This is a genomic window from Pseudarthrobacter sp. MDT3-1, assembly GCF_054510755.1.
In genome coordinates this window covers 36,888-54,256 of record NZ_JBTNDX010000001.1, presented here as the reverse complement: position 1 = coordinate 54,256, position 17,369 = coordinate 36,888, and the positions used below count along the sequence as shown (strand labels likewise).

General features: G+C 65.2%; 16 protein-coding genes. 13 read left to right on the top strand and 3 right to left on the bottom strand.

All coding sequences use genetic code 11. The features are described 5' to 3' along the window. The first annotated feature begins 62 nt into the window (after nucleotides 1-62). The 4 genes from ACX80X_RS00250 to ACX80X_RS00235 all read left to right on the top strand — a co-directional run bounded on the left by ACX80X_RS00250 (nucleotide 63) and on the right by ACX80X_RS00235 (nucleotide 4,723). Complete coding sequence (locus tag ACX80X_RS00250) at nucleotides 63-2,984, top strand: FtsK/SpoIIIE family DNA translocase (protein WP_252613658.1); 2,922 nt, start codon at nucleotides 63-65, stop codon at nucleotides 2,982-2,984. A 9-nt stretch (nucleotides 2,985-2,993) separates the two neighbouring features. Next, nucleotides 2,994-3,629, top strand: coding sequence for a CDP-diacylglycerol--glycerol-3-phosphate 3-phosphatidyltransferase (gene pgsA, locus ACX80X_RS00245; RefSeq protein WP_252611198.1), 636 nt, complete (start codon nucleotides 2,994-2,996; stop codon nucleotides 3,627-3,629). 9 nt (nucleotides 3,630-3,638) lie between these two features. Next, a complete protein-coding gene (locus ACX80X_RS00240; RefSeq protein WP_252611200.1) occupies nucleotides 3,639-4,118 on the top strand; it encodes a CinA family protein in 480 nt (159 codons plus the stop codon). A 152-nt stretch (nucleotides 4,119-4,270) separates the two neighbouring features. Next, on the top strand, nucleotides 4,271-4,723 hold the full coding sequence (locus ACX80X_RS00235) for a helix-turn-helix domain-containing protein (RefSeq protein WP_111906474.1): 453 nt from the start codon (nucleotides 4,271-4,273) through the stop codon (nucleotides 4,721-4,723). Between the two features lie 75 nt (nucleotides 4,724-4,798). Here the strand turns inward: ACX80X_RS00235 and ACX80X_RS00230 are convergent, their stop codons facing one another. Then, a complete protein-coding gene (locus ACX80X_RS00230; protein ID WP_104063364.1) occupies nucleotides 4,799-5,368 on the bottom strand; it encodes a MarR family winged helix-turn-helix transcriptional regulator in 570 nt (189 codons plus the stop codon). A 41-nt stretch (nucleotides 5,369-5,409) separates the two neighbouring features. Between ACX80X_RS00230 and ACX80X_RS00225 the strand changes: the two genes are divergently transcribed. From ACX80X_RS00225 to dapF, 6 genes are all read left to right on the top strand, one after another. Continuing rightward, nucleotides 5,410-5,634, top strand: a complete 225-nt coding sequence (locus ACX80X_RS00225) for a DUF3046 domain-containing protein (protein WP_252611202.1) — start codon at nucleotides 5,410-5,412, stop codon at nucleotides 5,632-5,634. A 233-nt stretch (nucleotides 5,635-5,867) separates the two neighbouring features. Then, entirely contained in the window at nucleotides 5,868-6,926 is a 1,059-nt protein-coding gene (recA, locus tag ACX80X_RS00220; protein ID WP_104063365.1) for a recombinase RecA, read from the top strand. A 187-nt stretch (nucleotides 6,927-7,113) separates the two neighbouring features. Beyond that, nucleotides 7,114-7,617: a regulatory protein RecX gene (locus ACX80X_RS00215; protein ID WP_252611275.1), complete on the top strand. Its 504-nt coding sequence runs from the start codon at nucleotides 7,114-7,116 to the stop codon at nucleotides 7,615-7,617. 77 nt (nucleotides 7,618-7,694) lie between these two features. Further along, complete coding sequence (gene miaB, locus ACX80X_RS00210) at nucleotides 7,695-9,242, top strand: tRNA (N6-isopentenyl adenosine(37)-C2)-methylthiotransferase MiaB (protein WP_252611209.1); 1,548 nt, start codon at nucleotides 7,695-7,697, stop codon at nucleotides 9,240-9,242. A gap of 3 nt (nucleotides 9,243-9,245) precedes the next feature. Beyond that, nucleotides 9,246-10,142: a tRNA (adenosine(37)-N6)-dimethylallyltransferase MiaA gene (gene miaA / locus ACX80X_RS00205; RefSeq protein ID WP_459310926.1), complete on the top strand. Its 897-nt coding sequence runs from the start codon at nucleotides 9,246-9,248 to the stop codon at nucleotides 10,140-10,142. 9 nt (nucleotides 10,143-10,151) lie between these two features. Beyond that, nucleotides 10,152-11,096 carry a diaminopimelate epimerase gene (gene dapF, locus ACX80X_RS00200; protein WP_252611213.1) on the top strand — a complete coding sequence of 315 codons (945 nt, stop codon included), beginning with the start codon at nucleotides 10,152-10,154 and terminating at the stop codon, nucleotides 11,094-11,096. On the opposite strand, the gene ACX80X_RS00195 is transcribed toward dapF, so the two are convergent. Continuing rightward, nucleotides 11,077-11,691 carry a class I SAM-dependent methyltransferase gene (locus tag ACX80X_RS00195; RefSeq protein ID WP_252611214.1) on the bottom strand — a complete coding sequence of 205 codons (615 nt, stop codon included), beginning with the start codon at nucleotides 11,689-11,691 and terminating at the stop codon, nucleotides 11,077-11,079. The genes dapF and ACX80X_RS00195 overlap by 20 nt on opposite strands. A 439-nt stretch (nucleotides 11,692-12,130) precedes the next feature. On the opposite strand from ACX80X_RS00195, the gene hflX reads away from it, so the two are divergent. Continuing rightward, nucleotides 12,131-13,696 (top strand): GTPase HflX, encoded by a 1,566-nt coding sequence (gene hflX / locus ACX80X_RS00190; RefSeq protein WP_252611216.1) that lies wholly within the window; start codon nucleotides 12,131-12,133, stop codon nucleotides 13,694-13,696. Then, nucleotides 13,689-15,746 (top strand): ATP-dependent DNA helicase, encoded by a 2,058-nt coding sequence (locus ACX80X_RS00185; protein WP_252611218.1) that lies wholly within the window; start codon nucleotides 13,689-13,691, stop codon nucleotides 15,744-15,746. Before hflX ends, ACX80X_RS00185 begins: the two co-directional genes overlap by 8 nt. 13 nt (nucleotides 15,747-15,759) lie before the next feature. Here the strand turns inward: ACX80X_RS00185 and lexA are convergent, their stop codons facing one another. Beyond that, a complete protein-coding gene (gene lexA, locus ACX80X_RS00180) occupies nucleotides 15,760-16,506 on the bottom strand; it encodes a transcriptional repressor LexA (protein ID WP_252611220.1) in 747 nt (248 codons plus the stop codon). 349 nt (nucleotides 16,507-16,855) lie between these two features. Here lexA and ACX80X_RS00175 point away from each other — a divergent pair, with 349 nt between their 5' ends. Beyond that, nucleotides 16,856-17,296: a LysM peptidoglycan-binding domain-containing protein gene (locus ACX80X_RS00175; protein ID WP_459309935.1), complete on the top strand. Its 441-nt coding sequence runs from the start codon at nucleotides 16,856-16,858 to the stop codon at nucleotides 17,294-17,296. Nucleotides 17,297-17,369 lie beyond the last annotated feature (73 nt).

Genomic DNA, 17,369 nt, shown 5'->3' with positions numbered 1-17,369 from the left:
ATGAGGCCGGGAACAGCCGGAAATCCGCGGAAAACCGCGCCAGTTCCGGTACCGTGGCACGTATGGCCACTCGTACCACTCCCGCGCCCCGAGGCACCGCTGGCGGCAAATCCAGCGCCAAAACCGGCAGCACGGCGGGCCGCGGTGCAGGCGCCACAGCGTCCAGCCGCACCGGCGGCCGGGCTGGCTCTTCGGCCGGCACCACACGCACGCGCCAGCTTCCCGCCGTCGAACAGCGGCAGCCCTGGCTCCTGCGTATTGTCGGCGGCGCCTGGCTGGCCGTGGGCCATCTGGTCGGCGGCGGTGTCCGCAGGATCGGCTCCGACGTCAGCGACCTGCCGGCGGAGGAGCGCCGCGACGGCGCGGCCCTGTTCAACCTTGCCCTGGGCGTCTTCATCGCCACCTTCGCGTGGTGGGGAATGACCGGCTGGTTCCCCGACGCCGTCTACGGCGTGGTCAACGGCACCTTCGGCTGGATGTCACTGCTATTGCCGCTGATGCTTTTTGTGTGTGCCTTCCGGCTCTTCCGGCAGCCCGACGACGGCCGCGGAAACAACCGGGTGGGGATCGGTTTCCTCATCATGACGTTTGCGGGCTGCGGCCTTGCCCACGTAGTGGGAGGGCAGCCCACCGTTGCCGAAGGCTTCGACGGCCTCCGGCAGGCCGGCGGTATGCTCGGCTTCCTGGCCGCCTCACCCCTCGGGGCCATCCACGCGGCAGTGCCCGTGGTGATCTACGGCCTGCTGGCCTTCATCTCGCTGCTCATCATTACCGCCACCCCCTTCGGGGCCATTCCACGCCGCCTGCGGGGTGCCTATGAGCATCTGATGGGCCTGGACCTGCAGGAACCCGGCGACGGCGGGGACAGCCACGACCGCAGCTACCTCGAGGAATCGAAGGCAACCCCGGCGCCGCGGAAGAAGAAGCGGCGTTTCTTCGGCAAGGACGACGAGTCCGACGCCGGGCTGGAAGGCTACGTGGGTGACGAAGCCTTTGAGCACGCCGTCATCGACGACGACGAGACTGACGCAAAGTCGGGCCGCGGGCCGCGCCCCGCTCCCGGCGTGCGCCGCCCCACCCAGGCGGAAATCGCCGTCGAAAAAATCAAAGCGGCCCAGGGCCTCGGCACTGCAGGGAGGGCTCCGGCAGAGGACAACGCCACTGAGGCCATCCCGCTGGTCACACCCGGGATGGTGGCCGCCGGCTCACTCAACGCTGCACCCGCTGCCGTTGCCCAGGTGCCTGCCAAGCCCGTCACGCCCATGCCCCTTCCGGCTCCCATTCCGCAGCGGACCGAGCAACTCTCACTGGCGGGCGACGTCACCTACACCCTGCCGCCGTCGGACGTTCTGACCCCGGGCTCCATCCCCAAGGAGCGCACCGAAGCCAACGACGCCATTGTGGCTTCGCTGACCGAGACCCTTAACCAGTTCAACGTGGAGGCACAGGTCACCGGCTTCAGCCGCGGCCCCACCGTCACCCGGTACGAGATCGAGCTCTCCCCGGGCACCAAGGTGGAGCGCGTCACCGCCCTGTCCAAGAACATCTCCTACGCCGTGGCTTCCAGCGATGTCCGGATCCTCAGCCCCATCCCGGGCAAGTCCGCCATCGGCATCGAGATCCCCAACACGGACCGCGAGACCGTTTCCCTCGGTGACGTGCTGCGCAGCCAGAACGCGCGGCGGACCGACCACCCGATGGTGATGGGCGTTGGCAAGGACGTCGAAGGCGGCTATGTTGTGGCGAACCTCGCCAAAATGCCCCACCTGCTCGTCGCAGGTGCCACTGGCGCCGGTAAGTCCTCGTTCGTGAACTCCATGATCACGTCGATCCTTATGCGGGCAACCCCGGATGAGGTCCGCATGGTCATGGTGGACCCCAAGCGTGTGGAACTGACCGCCTACGAAGGCGTCCCGCACCTCATCACGCCCATCATTACCAACCCGAAGAAGGCTGCCGAGGCCCTGCAGTGGGTGGTCCGTGAGATGGACGCCCGTTACGACGACCTCGCCAACTATGGGTTCAAGCACATCGATGACTTCAACAAGGCAGTCCGCGCCGGCAAGGTCCAGCCGCCCGTTGATTCCAAGCGCGTCATCCGGCCCTACCCGTACCTGCTGGTGATTGTTGACGAGCTCGCCGACCTGATGATGGTGGCACCGCGCGACGTCGAAGACTCCATCGTCCGCATCACCCAGCTGGCCCGTGCCGCCGGCATCCACCTGGTCCTGGCCACCCAGCGGCCCTCCGTGGACGTCGTCACCGGCCTGATCAAGGCCAACGTGCCTTCGCGGATGGCCTTCGCCACGTCCTCCGTCACGGACTCCCGCGTGGTCCTTGACCAGCCCGGTGCCGAAAAACTCATCGGCCAGGGCGATGCGCTGTTCCTGCCGATGGGTGCCTCCAAGGCCATGCGTGTCCAGGGCGCCTGGGTCACGGAGTCTGAAATCCACAAGGTGGTGGAACACGTCAAGGGCCAGCTCAAGGTCGACTACCGCCACGATGTCGCCCCCGAGGCGCCAAAGAAGCAGATCGACGACGACATCGGGGACGACCTGGAAGTGTTGCTTTCGGCCACCGAACTGGTTGTCACCACACAGTTCGGTTCGACGTCGATGCTCCAGCGCAAGCTCCGGGTGGGCTTCGCCAAGGCCGGACGGCTAATGGACCTCCTGGAGTCCAGGGGAGTGGTTGGCCCCTCCGAAGGGTCCAAGGCACGCGACGTCCTGGTGAAGCCGGACGACCTCGCATCGGTGCTGGCAGCCATGAAGGGCCAGGACGCGCCGGCCGTTGCTGATTCACAGACGGCAGCGCTCAGCGACAACGCCAACGCGAACATTGCCCAGGGCGGTTATGCGGAGGACCTCGTGCAGGCGGACCTGGACCAGCGCAGCCAGAAGGTTGAGTACTTCGACGGCGCCGACGGCACCTCGGGCGACGACGAGGACGGTTCCGAAGACGCTTGGTCACTCACCGGACGGTAGCCTAGGAGTGTGACTAGCACCGAAGCAACTGCCGCCGGCTCCAGCAGCCCAGGAATCTGGAATCTTCCCAACATCCTGACCATGCTGCGCATCGCCCTGGTGCCGTTCTTCGTCTGGTTCCTCCTCGCCGACGCCCCCGGGCTGGACAGCGAGTCAGGGCCGTGGCGCTGGGCCGCGGTGGTGGCGTTCGCCGTCGCCATCTACACCGACAAGCTTGACGGCGACATCGCCAGGAGCCGCGGCCTCGTCACCAATTTCGGCAAAATTGCAGACCCCATCGCCGACAAGCTCCTCATCGGCTCAGCCCTGGTGATGCTCTCCATCCTGAATGAACTGCCGTGGTGGGTCACCATCGTCATCCTCGTCAGGGAATGGGGCATCACCGCCCTTCGGTTCTTTGTCATCCGGTACGGTGTCATCCCGGCCTCGCGCGGAGGCAAGCTCAAGACGGTCGTTCAGACAGCCGCGATCTTCCTGTACCTCCTGCCGCTCGGCGCGCTGGCGCCGTGGCTTGTCTGGGTGGCTTTCGCCGTCATGATGGTGGCCGTACTGATCACGGTATGGACCGGCGTCGAATACGTCATTGAAGCCCTGCGCATCCGGTCACAGGGCAAGCGGGCCGGAAAAACTACAACTGGCAACTAGGGAGCCGATGTGACCAACCTTCACCACCTGGCGGAACAGGCAGTCAAAAATGCCTTGGAAATGGGCCGCACCGTAGCGACCGCGGAGTCGCTCACTGCGGGAATGGTCAGCGCCGTTCTCGCCGACACAGCCGGAGCCTCAGGCATTCTCCAAGGCGGCGTGGTGGCCTACCAGAACTCCGTCAAAGTGGACGTCCTGGGCGTTCCGGCAGAGCTGCTGGCCGCCGCCGGATCAGTTGACGGTGCTGTCGCAGCGGCCATGGCGGCCGGGGCCAGGACTGCGCTGCATGCAGATATCGGCGTTGCCACCACAGGAGTAGCCGGCCCGGAGGAACACGACGGGAAAGCGGTGGGAACGGTGTTCATCGGGGTTGCCACAGCGGACGGTGCGTCATATGTCGAATACGCCTTCACCGGGAACCGCGCAGAGATCCGCGGACAGGCTTGTGGCGCTGCGCTGGAAAGCCTGATCGCGGCCCTATCTTCCTGAAGCTACCGGGCGTAAAGTTGCCGGGAACAAATCCCGGTGTCCATTAGTTATTACATTGTGTCGCTTCCGGAGAGCGGAGGCGCCTAGGATGAATAAACCACCACGGTTCGCTCCACGGCGGACCGAACTCATGAGGGAGCAAGGCGATACAGATGGTAAAGCAGCCCGTATCCATAAACGGCGTTGTCCGCTGGAAGGATGTGGGCCTCGCCGATCAGGCCAAGAGCGAACAGAAGGAGCGCAAGATGGTTGTACTTCGTCACGAAATCGGTGATGTCCTGCGCGATGTACGCCAGCGCCAGGGACGCACGCTCCGTGAAGTTTCGCACAGTGCCCGTGTTTCCTTGGGCTACCTCAGCGAAGTAGAGCGCGGCCAGAAGGAAGCTTCATCAGAGCTCCTCTCGTCAATCTGCTCAGCCCTGGACGTGCCGCTGTCCAGCATGCTCAGGGAAGTCAGCGACCGTGTCGCCGTCGCCGAGGGCGTTGCCGTTCCGGACACCGTTCCCCAGGAATTCTCACAGCGCTACGGCCGCGACCTTGATCGCGATTTGAGCGCTGAACTCAACAACGAACTGTCCAAGGGCCTGCTTTCCGGCGCACGGTAAGCCGTCCGCAGGAGCCAGACAGGAAGTACAGCAAAGCCTCCGGCCATGGGCCGGAGGCTTTGTTGCGTGTGGTGGCTATTTTGCCGTGTCGCCGGCGGACGGGTCCTTCGCGAAACCGTCGAGTTCAAAGAGGGAGTTGAGCTTTGCCATGTATTCGGCGAGGGTCTGCAGTTCCCCGACCGGCCACTCACCGAGCCGCTCACGGAAATCCTGGCGGCGCGCATCCTGGACCTGATGCATTTTTTCCTCGCCCTTTTCGGTGAGGCGGATCGACTGCGCCCTTCCGTCCAGGGGGTCAGCTTCCTTGAACACCAGCCCGATGCTTTCCAGGAAAGCGATCTGGCGGCTGACGGATGGCTTGCCCACTCCGATGTTCAGGGCAAGGTCTGTCAACCGGATGGGTCCCTCGCGCCGGATGACCGAAAGCAGGCCGTAGGCTGCCGGTTCCATGTCCGGGTGCACCTGCCGCGAGAGCTGATGGGACACCGACCGGGCGCGCCGCCAAAAGAGACTGATTTGGTGTTCCACGGTGTTCAGGGCCTCATCGACGGTGTCCTTGTCGGTACCTGTCCCCGCAGGGGACGTTGCCGGAAGGCCGGTTTCGGGAAGGCCTGTCGCAGGAGGGCCGTCGGCAGTGTTGCTCATAGCAACAATTCTAGGGTCCGGGACCGTGAGAGACTCTATTGGTGCGGATCAGTGACTATTGGCGGCTTATGGACGACGAATTCGGGGCTGGCTACTCCCGGGTCTTGAGCAGCACCCTGGTCCTGGCCGGGGCCGGCGGGCGAACCGCCGACCAGGCCCTCGCGGCCGGAATGAACCCGCGGCAGGTGTGGCTGGCCATCTGCGATGTCCAGGATGTGCCGCCGGAGCGGCGCCTGGGACGCGACGTCAAACCCCTGCGCGACTGACGCCGCCACCAACCGGACATCGTTCCCCAGGCTCACGTGCGCCCTTTCTGCGCTGACACGCCGCCGGATCTGTTCGAATACCTGTTCGGGTAAAGCTATGCTTTTCGTAGTGGGTTATCCACATAGGCGATGTCATCCGGCCAGAATGTCAGCGGGTGCCATTAGCGTCAGAGATGACCAAGAAATGGCCGCTGAGGCCACTCCAAAGCGAGAAAGCATTAGAGGTGTGAACCATGGCGGCAGCCCCGGATCGTCAAAAGGCGCTCGACGCAGCGCTGGCACAAATTGACAAGCAGTTCGGCAAGGGCTCGGTCATGCGGCTGGGCGATGAAGTCCGTGCCCCCATCGAGGTCATCCCCACCGGATCCATCGCGTTGGACGTGGCCTTGGGAATTGGCGGCCTGCCCCGCGGCCGCGTCGTGGAGATCTACGGCCCGGAATCTTCGGGTAAGACCACCGTGGCACTGCACGCTGTTGCCAACGCGCAGCGCCTGGGCGGCATTGCCGCCTTCATCGATGCCGAGCACGCCCTCGACCCCGAATACGCCGCCAGGCTGGGCGTGGATACGGACGCCCTACTGGTCTCGCAGCCGGACACAGGCGAGCAGGCCCTGGAAATCATGGACATGCTGATCGGCTCCGGCTCGCTGGACGTCATCGTCATCGACTCCGTTGCTGCCCTGGTGCCGCGCGCGGAAATCGAGGGCGACATGGGCGACAGCCACGTGGGTTTGCAGGCACGCCTCATGAGCCAGGCGCTGCGTAAGATCACCGGCCGCCTGAGCCAGACCAAAACCACCGCCATCTTCATCAACCAGCTCCGTGAAAAGATCGGCGTGTTCTTCGGTTCCCCGGAGACCACCACCGGCGGTAAGGCCCTGAAGTTCTACGCGTCCATCCGCATCGACGTCCGTCGGATCCAGACGCTCAAGGAAGGTGCCGACTCCGTCGGTAACCGCACCAAGGCCAAGATCGTCAAGAACAAGATGGCCCCGCCCTTCAAGATCGCCGAATTCGACATCATCTATGGCCAGGGCATTTCCCGCGAGGGCGGCATCATCGACATGGGCGTGGAGCACGGCATCATCAAAAAGTCGGGTTCGTGGTTCACGTACGACGGCGACCAGCTCGGCCAAGGCATGGAGAACTCCCGCCGGTTCCTGCGCGACAACCCCGAGCTGGCGACCGAACTGGAGCGCCTGATCAAGGAGAAGCTTGGTGTCGGGGTAGTCAAGCCCGCCGAAGCCGATGTCAAAGACACGCCGAAGCTGAAGGCTGTTGACGGCTTCTAGGGATGCCCCTGACGTGACGGTCGGGCAGAGCGCCGGATGGCGTGCGGCCGGGCAGGACGCCGGATCGGGGCGACGGCAGCGGAGACGGGGCGGACGCCCCGGCTTCGGGCCGGACGGACCCGATCCGGATGCTGCCCTCACCGGAGACGCCGACGCAAACGCAGACGCCGAACCGGATCCAGCGTCCGTGGCGCGGGCCATCGTGCTCCGGCAGTTGACCAGTTCGGCCAAAAGCCGGCTCCAGCTGGCTAGGAAACTGGCCGAGCGGAACATTCCGGAGGATTTGGCGGAAGCCGTCCTGGACCGCTTCCAGGAGGTCCGCCTCATTGACGACGCCGAGTTCGCCGACATGTGGGTGCGCAGCCGGTCGCAGTCTCGGAAGCTCGCCAAAGGGGCCCTCCGGCGCGAACTGGCGGACAAAGGAATTGACGCGGACACCGCTGCCGCCGCACTGGAACAGCTTTCCGACGCGGACGAGGAAGTGTCGGCCCGGCTCCTGGTGGAACGCAAGCTCCGGGCAGGCACGGATTTGTCGGACCGCGCCGAGCAGGACAAGATCACCCGGCGGCTGGCGTCAATGCTTGCCCGCAAGGGCTATCAGCCGTCGCAGGCGTTCCGGATCGTCGGCGAGGTGCTCGACGCACATGCGGAGACCCAAACAGACGCACCGGATGCCCTGCCGGATCTGTAGGCCCGGGGAAGCGGTGCCCCCGCCGATAAGGCAACCTGAGCGATCCCGCAACCGTAGCGACCCGGTACCCTTAACAGGTGAGTTTGACCATTCCTTCCCCCGCATCCGGTACCGCCCCGTCAGCCGACCCAGCCCTCCAGCAGCCCCGTACCTATCAGGTGCGCACGTTCGGCTGCCAGATGAACGTGCATGATTCGGAGCGGATGGCCGGCATGCTCGAGGAAGCGGGCTACGTACCGGCCAGCGGTGAACAGGCCGACGTCGTGGTGTTCAACACTTGCGCGGTCCGGGAAAACGCGGACAACAAGCTCTACGGCAACCTGGGCATGTTAGCGCCCGTCAAGGCCGCCAACCCGGGTATGCAGATCGCCGTGGGAGGCTGCCTGGCCCAGAAGGACCGCGAGACCATCCTGAAAAAGGCTCCCTGGGTGGATGCTGTCTTCGGCACCCACAACGTCGGAGCCCTCCCGGCACTGTTGGACCGGGCCCGGCACAACAACGAAGCCCAACTGGAGATCCTCGAATCCCTGGACGTCTTCCCCTCCACACTGCCCACAAAGCGTGACTCGGTCTATTCCGGCTGGGTTTCCATCTCGGTCGGCTGCAACAACACCTGCACGTTCTGCATCGTCCCGGCCCTGCGCGGGAAGGAAAAGGACCGCCGCCCGGGCGACATCCTGGCTGAAATCCAGGCCCTGGTGGATGACGGCGCCATCGAAGTCACCCTGCTGGGCCAGAACGTGAACTCCTACGGTGTGGAGTTCGGTGACCGGCAGGCGTTCTCCAAACTCCTGCGCGCGTGTGGGGAAATTAAAGGCCTGGAACGGGTCCGCTTCACCAGCCCCCACCCCGCCGCCTTCACCGACGATGTCATAGACGCCATGGCCGAAACCCCCAACGTGATGCCGCAGCTGCACATGCCGCTGCAGTCCGGGTCCGACAAAGTCCTGAAGGACATGAAACGGTCCTACCGTTCCACCAAGTTTTTGGGCATCCTGGACAAGGTCCGAGAGAAGATCCCGCACGCCGCCATCTCCACTGACATCATTGTCGGCTTCCCCGGCGAAACCGAGGAAGACTTCCAGGCCACCCTTGACGTTGTGGAGCAGTCGCGCTTCGCGACGGCTTTCACCTTCCAGTACTCGAAGCGTCCGGGTACTCCCGCGGCGGACTTGCCGGACCAGCTTCCTAAGGCCGTGGTCCAGGAGCGATTTGAACGCCTGACCGCACTGCAGGACAGGATCGCCGCCGAGGAAAACGCCACGCAGCTTGGCCGCCGGGTAGAAGTGATGGTCACCGCCCACTCAGGGCGCAAGTCCGAAGAAACCCACAGGCTGTCCGGCCGGTCCGAGGACCAGCGACTGGTGCACTTCTCCGTTCCCGAGGGGGCAGAGGTGCCGCGTCCGGGGGACCTGGTCACCGTCACCATCACCGAGGCCGCAGCCTTCCACCTCGTGGCCGACCCGTCGTTGCAGGACTACAGCCTGCGGCGTTCCCGCGCGGGGGACGCCTGGGACAGGTCCCAGGCAGATTCGTGCGGCGCTCCCGTGCCGGCTGCCGCAGGCGGCGCCGGCCGCACCGGAGTCTCGCTGGGGATGCCCACGCTGCCGGTACGGAGCCGCTGACCGGTGGTCCAGCCTCCGGTTATTGCTGTTGTTGGTCCCACAGGGTCAGGTAAGTCCGATCTAGCCGTGAATCTTGCCCTGGAGCTGGACGGCGAGGTCATCAATGCCGACGCCATGCAGTTCTATCGCGGGATGGACATAGGCACCGCCAAGATCACGCCGGCAGAGCGCAAGGGTGTTCCCCACCACCTTCTGGACATCCTGGACGTCACGGAGGAGGCCAGCGTTTCAGACTTCCAGCAGCAGGCCCGGAGCATTGTCAGCGATATCCACGCGCGCGGCAAGCGAGCCATTCTGGCGGGCGGTTCGGGTCTCTACGTGCGGGCCGCCCTCGACGTCCTCGAATTCCCGGGCACGGATCCTGTCCTCCGGCAGCGGCTCGAGGCTGAGCTCGATGAAGCTGGCCAGGATGCCCTCCTGGCACGGCTCCGGGAGGTGGATCCGGTGTCAGCGGGCCGTGTCTCCGATGCGCGCCGGATCATCAGGGCGCTCGAAGTCCATGAGCTCACCGGCCGGCCCTTCAGTTCCTTTATGCCCCAGCGGGAGTATTTCCAGCCTGCCGTCCAGATCGGCCTGGCCGTGGACCGCGACGTCCTCCGTGAACGGCTGGCACTGCGGGTCCACAACATGGTGGACCAGGGGCTGTTGGGGGAAGTGCGCCAGCTGGACACGGCCGGTCTCCGCGGCGGCAAAACTGCGCCGAGGGCCCTCGGCTATGCCCAGTTCCTGAAAGTGCTCGACGGCGGTTCAACAGTTGGCGAGGCTGCCGAGGACACCATTGTGGCCACGCGGCAGTTCGCCAGGCGCCAGCTCACGTGGTTCCGCGCCGATCCCCGCATCACTTGGCTGGACTGGCAGGCGCCGGACCTTGCGGCCCAGGCCGTGGCTCTCAGCCGGTAATCTAGGACCATGGACGCAACTCCCGCAGAGACCACAGAGCCCGTCTTCCACACCTTGGGCGGACTCCGCTTCTCCAAGGGACACGGCACCGGCAACGACTTTGTGCTGGTCGCCGACCCAGACGGCGTCCACACCATCGACGCCGGCCAGGTAGCCGCGCTCTGCGACCGTCACCGCGGGATCGGCGGCGACGGACTGATCCGGGCCGTCCCCTCCCGGTACCTCTCCGAAGGTCGCGAGCTGCTGCTGAGCAGCCCCGAGGCCGAATGGTTCATGGACTACCGCAACGGCGACGGGTCGCTCTCGGAAATGTGCGGCAACGGGGTCCGCGTATTTGTGCACTTCCTGCGTGCCGAGGGCTTGGTTGACCTGCCCGACGGCGGCGCGCTCACCATCGGGACGCGCGGCGGCGTCAAGACCGTGGTCCGGACAGGGGACAGCTATGCGGTGGACATGGGCGCGTGGGAATTCATTTTCCCCGGCGACGCGACCGCGAAAGCCATGGACTCGCTGGTAACCGCAGACGGCCTGGAAGTGCCCCGCCCGGCCCTGTCAGTGAGCATGGGCAACCCGCACACCGTGGTGGCACTGGCTGAACTGTCCGAATTGGAAGCCACCAGGCTCTACACTGCTCCGAAGGTCGATCCGGTGCCGGCCAATGGAACCAACGTTGAATTCGTCGTGCCTGCCGAACCGCTGGTCCACAAGGGGATCGGCACCATCACCATGCGCGTCCATGAGCGGGGTGTGGGCGAGACCCAGTCCTGTGGAACAGGCGCGTGCGCCGCCGCAGTGGCCATCCGGCACTGGGCCGGGGCGGAAGCGCCGGACTCCTGGCAGGTCAACGTGCCGGGCGGCGTGGTCGGGGTCAAGTTCTTCGCCGGGGCGGGCGGGCACGAGCACGTCGAGCTCAGCGGGCCCGCCGTAATTGTGGCTACTGGGACGCTTTCCTGACCCGAAGGATGCGGAAGGACTTGGACGTGGACTCCCGGCTCACGGCGAAGGATGCATCCAGTTCCGTCGCGAGCCAGCGCTGAAGCGAATCCGAGCCCAGGTTTTTTTGGACCACCAGCCACGCGGAGCCGCCCGGCGCCAGCCGGGGCAGCCACAGCTTCAGGAGGCTGTGGAGTTCATCCTTGCCGATCCGGATGGGCGGATTGGACCAGATCGTGTCAAAGCGCAGGTCCGGGTCCACCGCCTCCGGAGTGCTGGCCAGCACGTTGCCCAGGCCCAGCAGGGACGCATTCTCGTTGGTCAGCGTGATGCAGCGTTCATTGACGTCCACGGCGTAGACCTTGGCGTGTGGCGCCCGCAATGCGAGGGTCAGGGCAATGGGCCCCCAGCCGCAGCCGATGTCAAGGAGGTTGCCTGTGGGGTCCGGGGCCGGGACCTCGGCCAGGAGCACCGCCGTCCCCTTGTCGATGCCGTCGGGGCTGAAGATGCCGCCGGACGTCTGCAGCGTGCGTGTCTCGCCGGCCAGTTCCACGGTGAGCGGCTTGCGGGTGAACGGCCCGGCGGGCGATGCGCTGAAATAGTGTGCGGACTCCATAACTGGCCAGATTAGTTGGCCGGGGTGGACAATGCGAAACCGCGGGCACCGCTTCTGCTAATCTTGAACCCATGTTCTTGATCTTCGAGTAGCCGGCACGGCCGGTGTCCCTCCCGGACGCCGCCTGTTCCGAAGCCGTGCCCCGCAGCGATGCAGGTATTAACCTTCCGCAAGTGCGCCACATGCCAGGTCTTCCGTATCTGGTATGCCGCCGGGCAATACTCGAGCGATCTGCCGCCGCCGGTCCTTGCTGTTTTGCCCGCGCTTCCACCACTCCACGCATCCCCGGATGCGAAGACTCCCTGCGCGGCCCGGTCCCGACCGGCGCGCAGCAGACCAGGAGGCCCGGATGACTGCAAGCCGTCAGCCCAGCGCGAATACTTCACCACTGAACAACGATCGGCACTATTCTGAAAATGCCGAAACTTCAAAGGAGACCATGACCAGCCAGCCCAACACCGGTTCAGATCCAGCAGCCCAGGACATGAGTCCCGAGGAGATCCAAGCTGTCATCGACCGGATTCTCGCCAAGGACGTACCGGCCAGGAACGTCACCGCCGCAGACGGTGACAAGAGCGTGTTCGGCAGGGCCCAGGCGATCTCCCGCTTGGACGACGAACACACCAGCTACGACGGCGACCAGCAGGACCGGGAGGAACGCCGGGCGCTGAAGCGCGTGGCCGGGCTGTCCACCGAACTCGAAGATGTCACCGAGGTCGAATACCGGCAACTGCGGCTCGAACGTGTGGTCCTGGCTGGGCTATGGTCCGAAGGCACCTTGGCGGACGCGGAGAATTCCCTGCGTGAGCTCGCCGCCCTCGCCGAAACAGCAGGCTCGGAAGTCCTGGACGGGATGGTGCAGCGCCGTGCCAAACCGGACCCGGGCACGTTCCTGGGTTCCGGAAAGGCCCTCGAGCTCAAGGAAATCGTGATGGCCACCGGGGCTGACACCGTTGTGGTGGATGCCGAACTGGCACCGTCCCAGAGGCGTAGCCTCGAGGACATTGTCAAGGTCAAAGTCATTGACCGCACGGCCCTGATCCTGGACATCTTTGCCCAGCACGCCAAGAGCCGTGAAGGCAAGGCCCAGGTGGAACTGGCGCAGCTCGAATACCTCCTGCCACGACTGCGTGGCTGGGGTGAATCGATGTCCCGCCAGGCCGGTGGCCAGGTGGGCGGCGCTGGCGCCGGCATGGGTTCGCGCGGACCGGGTGAAACAAAAATCGAACTGGACCGTCGCCGGATCCGGACCCGCATGGCCAAGCTGCGGCGCGAGATCGCTGCAATGAAGCCGGCGCGGGAGACCAAGCGGGCCAACCGCCGTCGTAATTCAGTGCCTTCGGTTGCGATTGCCGGGTACACCAACGCCGGGAAGTCATCGCTGCTGAACAGGCTGACCGACGCCGGCGTGCTGGTGGAGAACGCACTCTTCGCCACCCTGGATCCCACCGTGCGAAAGGCAGAGACCTCCGATGGCCTCGGCTACACCCTGGCGGACACCGTGGGTTTTGTCCGTTCACTGCCCACCCAGCTGGTGGAGGCCTTCCGCTCCACGTTGGAGGAAGTGGCTGACGCGGATCTGATCCTGCACGTGGTGGACGTGTCCCACCCGGACCCCGAGGGCCAGATTGCCGCTGTCCGCAAGGTCTTCAGCGAAGTGGATGCCCGCAAGGTGCCCGAAATCATTGTCCTGAACAAGGCCGATGCCGCGGATCCTTTTGTGGTGGAGCGCCTCAAGCAGCGCGAGCCGCGCCACGTAGTGGTCTCGGCACGCACAGGCCAGGGGATCCCCGAACTGCTGCATGCCATCAGTGAGGGGATTCCGCGGCCCGGCGTGAAGCTGGAGCTCCTTATTCCCTACGACCGCGGTGACCTGATCAGCAAACTGCACGAGACCGATGCCGAGATCCTGAGCCTGGATCACGGCGAGCACGGTACCCGTGTTTTGGTGATGGTGCGTGAGGGCCTTGCGGCTGAACTGGAACCCTTCATCAACCATGACTGAGGTTGCGGCAGGGGAAGTCAAAGGTACGGCCGGCGAGCAGTTCGTGATCGAATTGCTCGACCGCGCCGTGGCCGGCATGGGCGGTCAAAGCCGCAGTGGGCAGCACGAGATGGCCAGGCAGGTGGCCAAGGCCATCGAAACCGGCGACCACCTCTTGGTTCAGGCCGGAACGGGGACCGGAAAGTCGCTGGCCTACCTCATTCCGCTCATTGCGCACTCGCTGGTGAGCAACAAACCCACCTTGGTGTCAACGGCCACGCTTGCGCTGCAGACCCAGATTGTGGGCCGCGACCTTCCCCGGCTGCTGAAGACCATCACCCCTGCCCTGGACCGCCCGGTCAAGGTGGCCCTGGTCAAGGGTCGCTCCAACTATGTCTGCCAGCACAAGCTCGAAGGCGGGTTCCCCTCCGAGGAACCCGCCGAGGGCCAGCTGTTCTCCCTCGGCGAAGACACCAGCGTCCCGCATTTCGCCGCCGCATTGGGCGGGCCCTCGTCCCAGCTGGGCAAGGAAGTGGTGCGCCTGCGCGAGTGGGCGGAGAAGACCACCACGGGCGACCGTGACGAACTCCTGCCCGGCGTTACTGACCGGGCCTGGCGGCAAGTTTCGGTGACGTCCATGGAATGCCTGGGGGCCCAAAAATGCCCCATGGCAGCCGAATGCTTCAGCGAACTGGCTCGCCACGACGCCGCCGAGGCCGACGTTGTGGTCACCAACCATGCCATGCTCGCTGTCAGCGCCTTTGAAGGCCTGGCAGTGCTTCCCGAATACGACGTTGTGGTGGTGGACGAGGCCCACGAACTGCAGGACCGGGTCACCGGTGCGGTATCGGGGCAACTCTCCGTGGCAATGGTCCACGCTGCGGCGTCGGGCGCTCGGAAACACACGGCCATCACTGTGGATGCCCTCAACGCAGCTGCCGCCAACCTGGAACTCGCCTTGGCCGGCGTGCCCAACGGGCTGCTCCCGAATGGCCTCAACGACGAACAGCTGGATTGTGTGGACCAATTGCGTGAGGCCTGCCGCGCCGCGCTGTCCGATTCCAAGGGGGACGGCAGCCAAACGGCCGACGGCGGGCGGCAGCTCGCGCGCTCACGCCTGATGCTGATCCTCGAGCTGTGCGAGCGGCTGATCGTGGCCCGTGAAAACCGCGAGGTTGTGTGGTTTTCCCGCGCAAGTTCCTTCGATCCGCAACAGGGCTATGCGCAGCCCGACGACTCTGCGCCGGTCCTGGTCAACATCGCGCCGCTTAGCGTTGCCGGCAAGCTCCGCGAAGGGCTGTTCGCCGGCCACACGGTTGTGCTGACCTCGGCAACCCTGGCCATCGGCTCAGCCTTTGAACCGACCGCCGGCGGCTTGGGACTGGTGGGGGAGGGCGCGCCCAGCTGGAGCGGGATCGATGTCGGATCGCCCTTCGACTATCCCAAACAAGGGATCCTCTACGTCGCAGGGCACCTCCCCAAGCCGGGCCGCGGGGCGTCGCCGGAGGCCCTCGATGAACTTGAGGCGCTGATCCGCGCGTCCGGCGGCGGCGCCCTGTGTCTGTTTTCGTCGCGCCGAGCCGCCGAGGAGGCCGCTGAAGCGATGCGTCCCCGGCTTGGCCTCAGCATTCTCTGCCAGGGCGACTCCACCATGACGGCCCTGGTGAAGCAGTTCGCGGACGAGCCCGATACCTGCCTGTTCGGCACCATGTCCCTGTGGCAAGGCGTTGATGTTCCGGGTGGATCATGCAGGCTGGTGGTGATCGACCGCATCCCGTTCCCGCGGCCGGATGACCCGCTGATGACCGCACGGTCCCGCGCCGTTGCGCAGGCCGGCGGAAACGGCTTTATGGCGGTATCGGCGACCCACGCGGCCATCCGCCTGGCCCAGGGCGCGGGAAGGCTGATCCGTTCCACCGGAGATAAAGGTGTGGTGGCGGTGCTTGATTCCCGGCTGGCCACCGAGCGCTACGCCGGATTCCTCCGCGCCGCTCTGCCGCCGTTCTGGCCCACCACGGACCGCAAGACCGCGTTCGCCGCCCTGGAAAGGCTGGCCGGAAAGGGCGCCTGACTGCGCGCAGGTCCTATAGCGACCGCAGGACCGAGACGACCTTGCCCATGATTGTGGCGTGATCGCCCAGGATGGGCTCGTACTGGGTGTTCTGCGGCAACAGCCACGTGTGGCCATCGCGCTGGCGGAAGGTCTTGACGGTGGCTTCGTCGTCCAGCAGGGCCGCGACAATATCGCCGTTGGAGGCGTCTGCCTGCCGTCGGACCACTACCCAGTCGCCGTCGCAGATGGCAGCATCCACCATGGAGTCGCCGGCCACGCGCAGCATAAAGAGCTCACCCTGGCCCACGAGCTGCCGGGGCAGGGGCATCACATCTTCCACCACCTGGTCAGCAAAGATGGGCCCGCCGGCCGCGATCCGGCCCACCAACGGCACCATCGCGGTGTCCATGGCAGAGGGAAGTTCGGTGACCGTCCCGCCGATGCCGTGCAGGACTGAGGGCTTGGTTGTCCCGTTCGCCTTAGGGGACCCGCCGTCAAGCGTCAACGGCATCAGGACTTCCATGGCGCGCGGACGCTTGGGGTCCCGGCGAAGGTATCCCAGCTTCTCCAGTTGCGAGAGCTGGTGGGTCACGCTCGACAAACTCGCCAGGCCCACGGTGTCACCGATTTCACGCATCGACGGCGGATAGCCGTTGTCATTCACCGAGCGCTGGATGGTTTCAAGGATCTTCTTTTGGCGGGCGGTGAGCCCCTTGGGAGTCCGTGGGGGTTGGCGGCGCTGCGGTGTCGCCTTGCCCTCGGCGGCTGGTGCTGCCATGTTCGCCAATGCCTTTCGGTTGCCCGGCTCCGCTCCGGCCGCTGGTGCCTGGAACGCCCCGGGGCTGGTGTCGGAGTTGATTGTCAGACCCTGCTGATGAACTACAGAGGTGGTTGTTCTTTCATCCAAACGTAGGCCAGCCACAGGGCTTTTTCAAACATTTGTTCTAGCGAGTCTCGACAATATTCGTTGATAAGTGCTAAAAATGAAGAAGCAAAGTTCGAACATGTGTTCTACTCGTTGCTTGCGGATTCGAATATTCGAATCTATGGACGGCTCAGGCCGGTACCGGCAAGTGGACGCGGAGGGCGCGCCGGGCAGCACAGTATGGTCCAGGAGGGCTCATTTCATGTCAGCTTTATCTGCTTCGCAGGACTCGCGTCCGCAGTTCATTTCCGTGCAGGACCTCACCTCGCGGCAGTGGTCCGCACCCGTTTCGACGTCGGGTTCGGCGCCAAGGCAGCGCAGGGAACCGTTGCCGCCGCTGCGCCTGACCCGCAGGGGCCGGATTGTCCTCATCGGCATCCCGCTGGTGATTCTTGCCGCAATCCTGCTTTCCCTGGCAGGTTTCCTCAACGCCCCGGCAAAGGCCGCCGATTCTGCCGCCGACCTGTCGCTAACGCCAACAGTCTCGGTCACGGTGCAGGCCGGCCAGTCACTCTGGGCCATCGCCAGTACCGTTGCGCCCGAGCGTGATCCCCGTGATGTCATCGCGGATATTGCCCAGTTGAACAACCTTTCCGCCGGCGGCGTTGTCCCCGGACAGCAACTCTTCGTCCCCACCAGGTAAAGAGCCTGCGGGCTCGGGCGTGTGCCGCCGCAGGCCGTCACATTTTCCGGCCGTCTGCTTCGGACCTAAACTG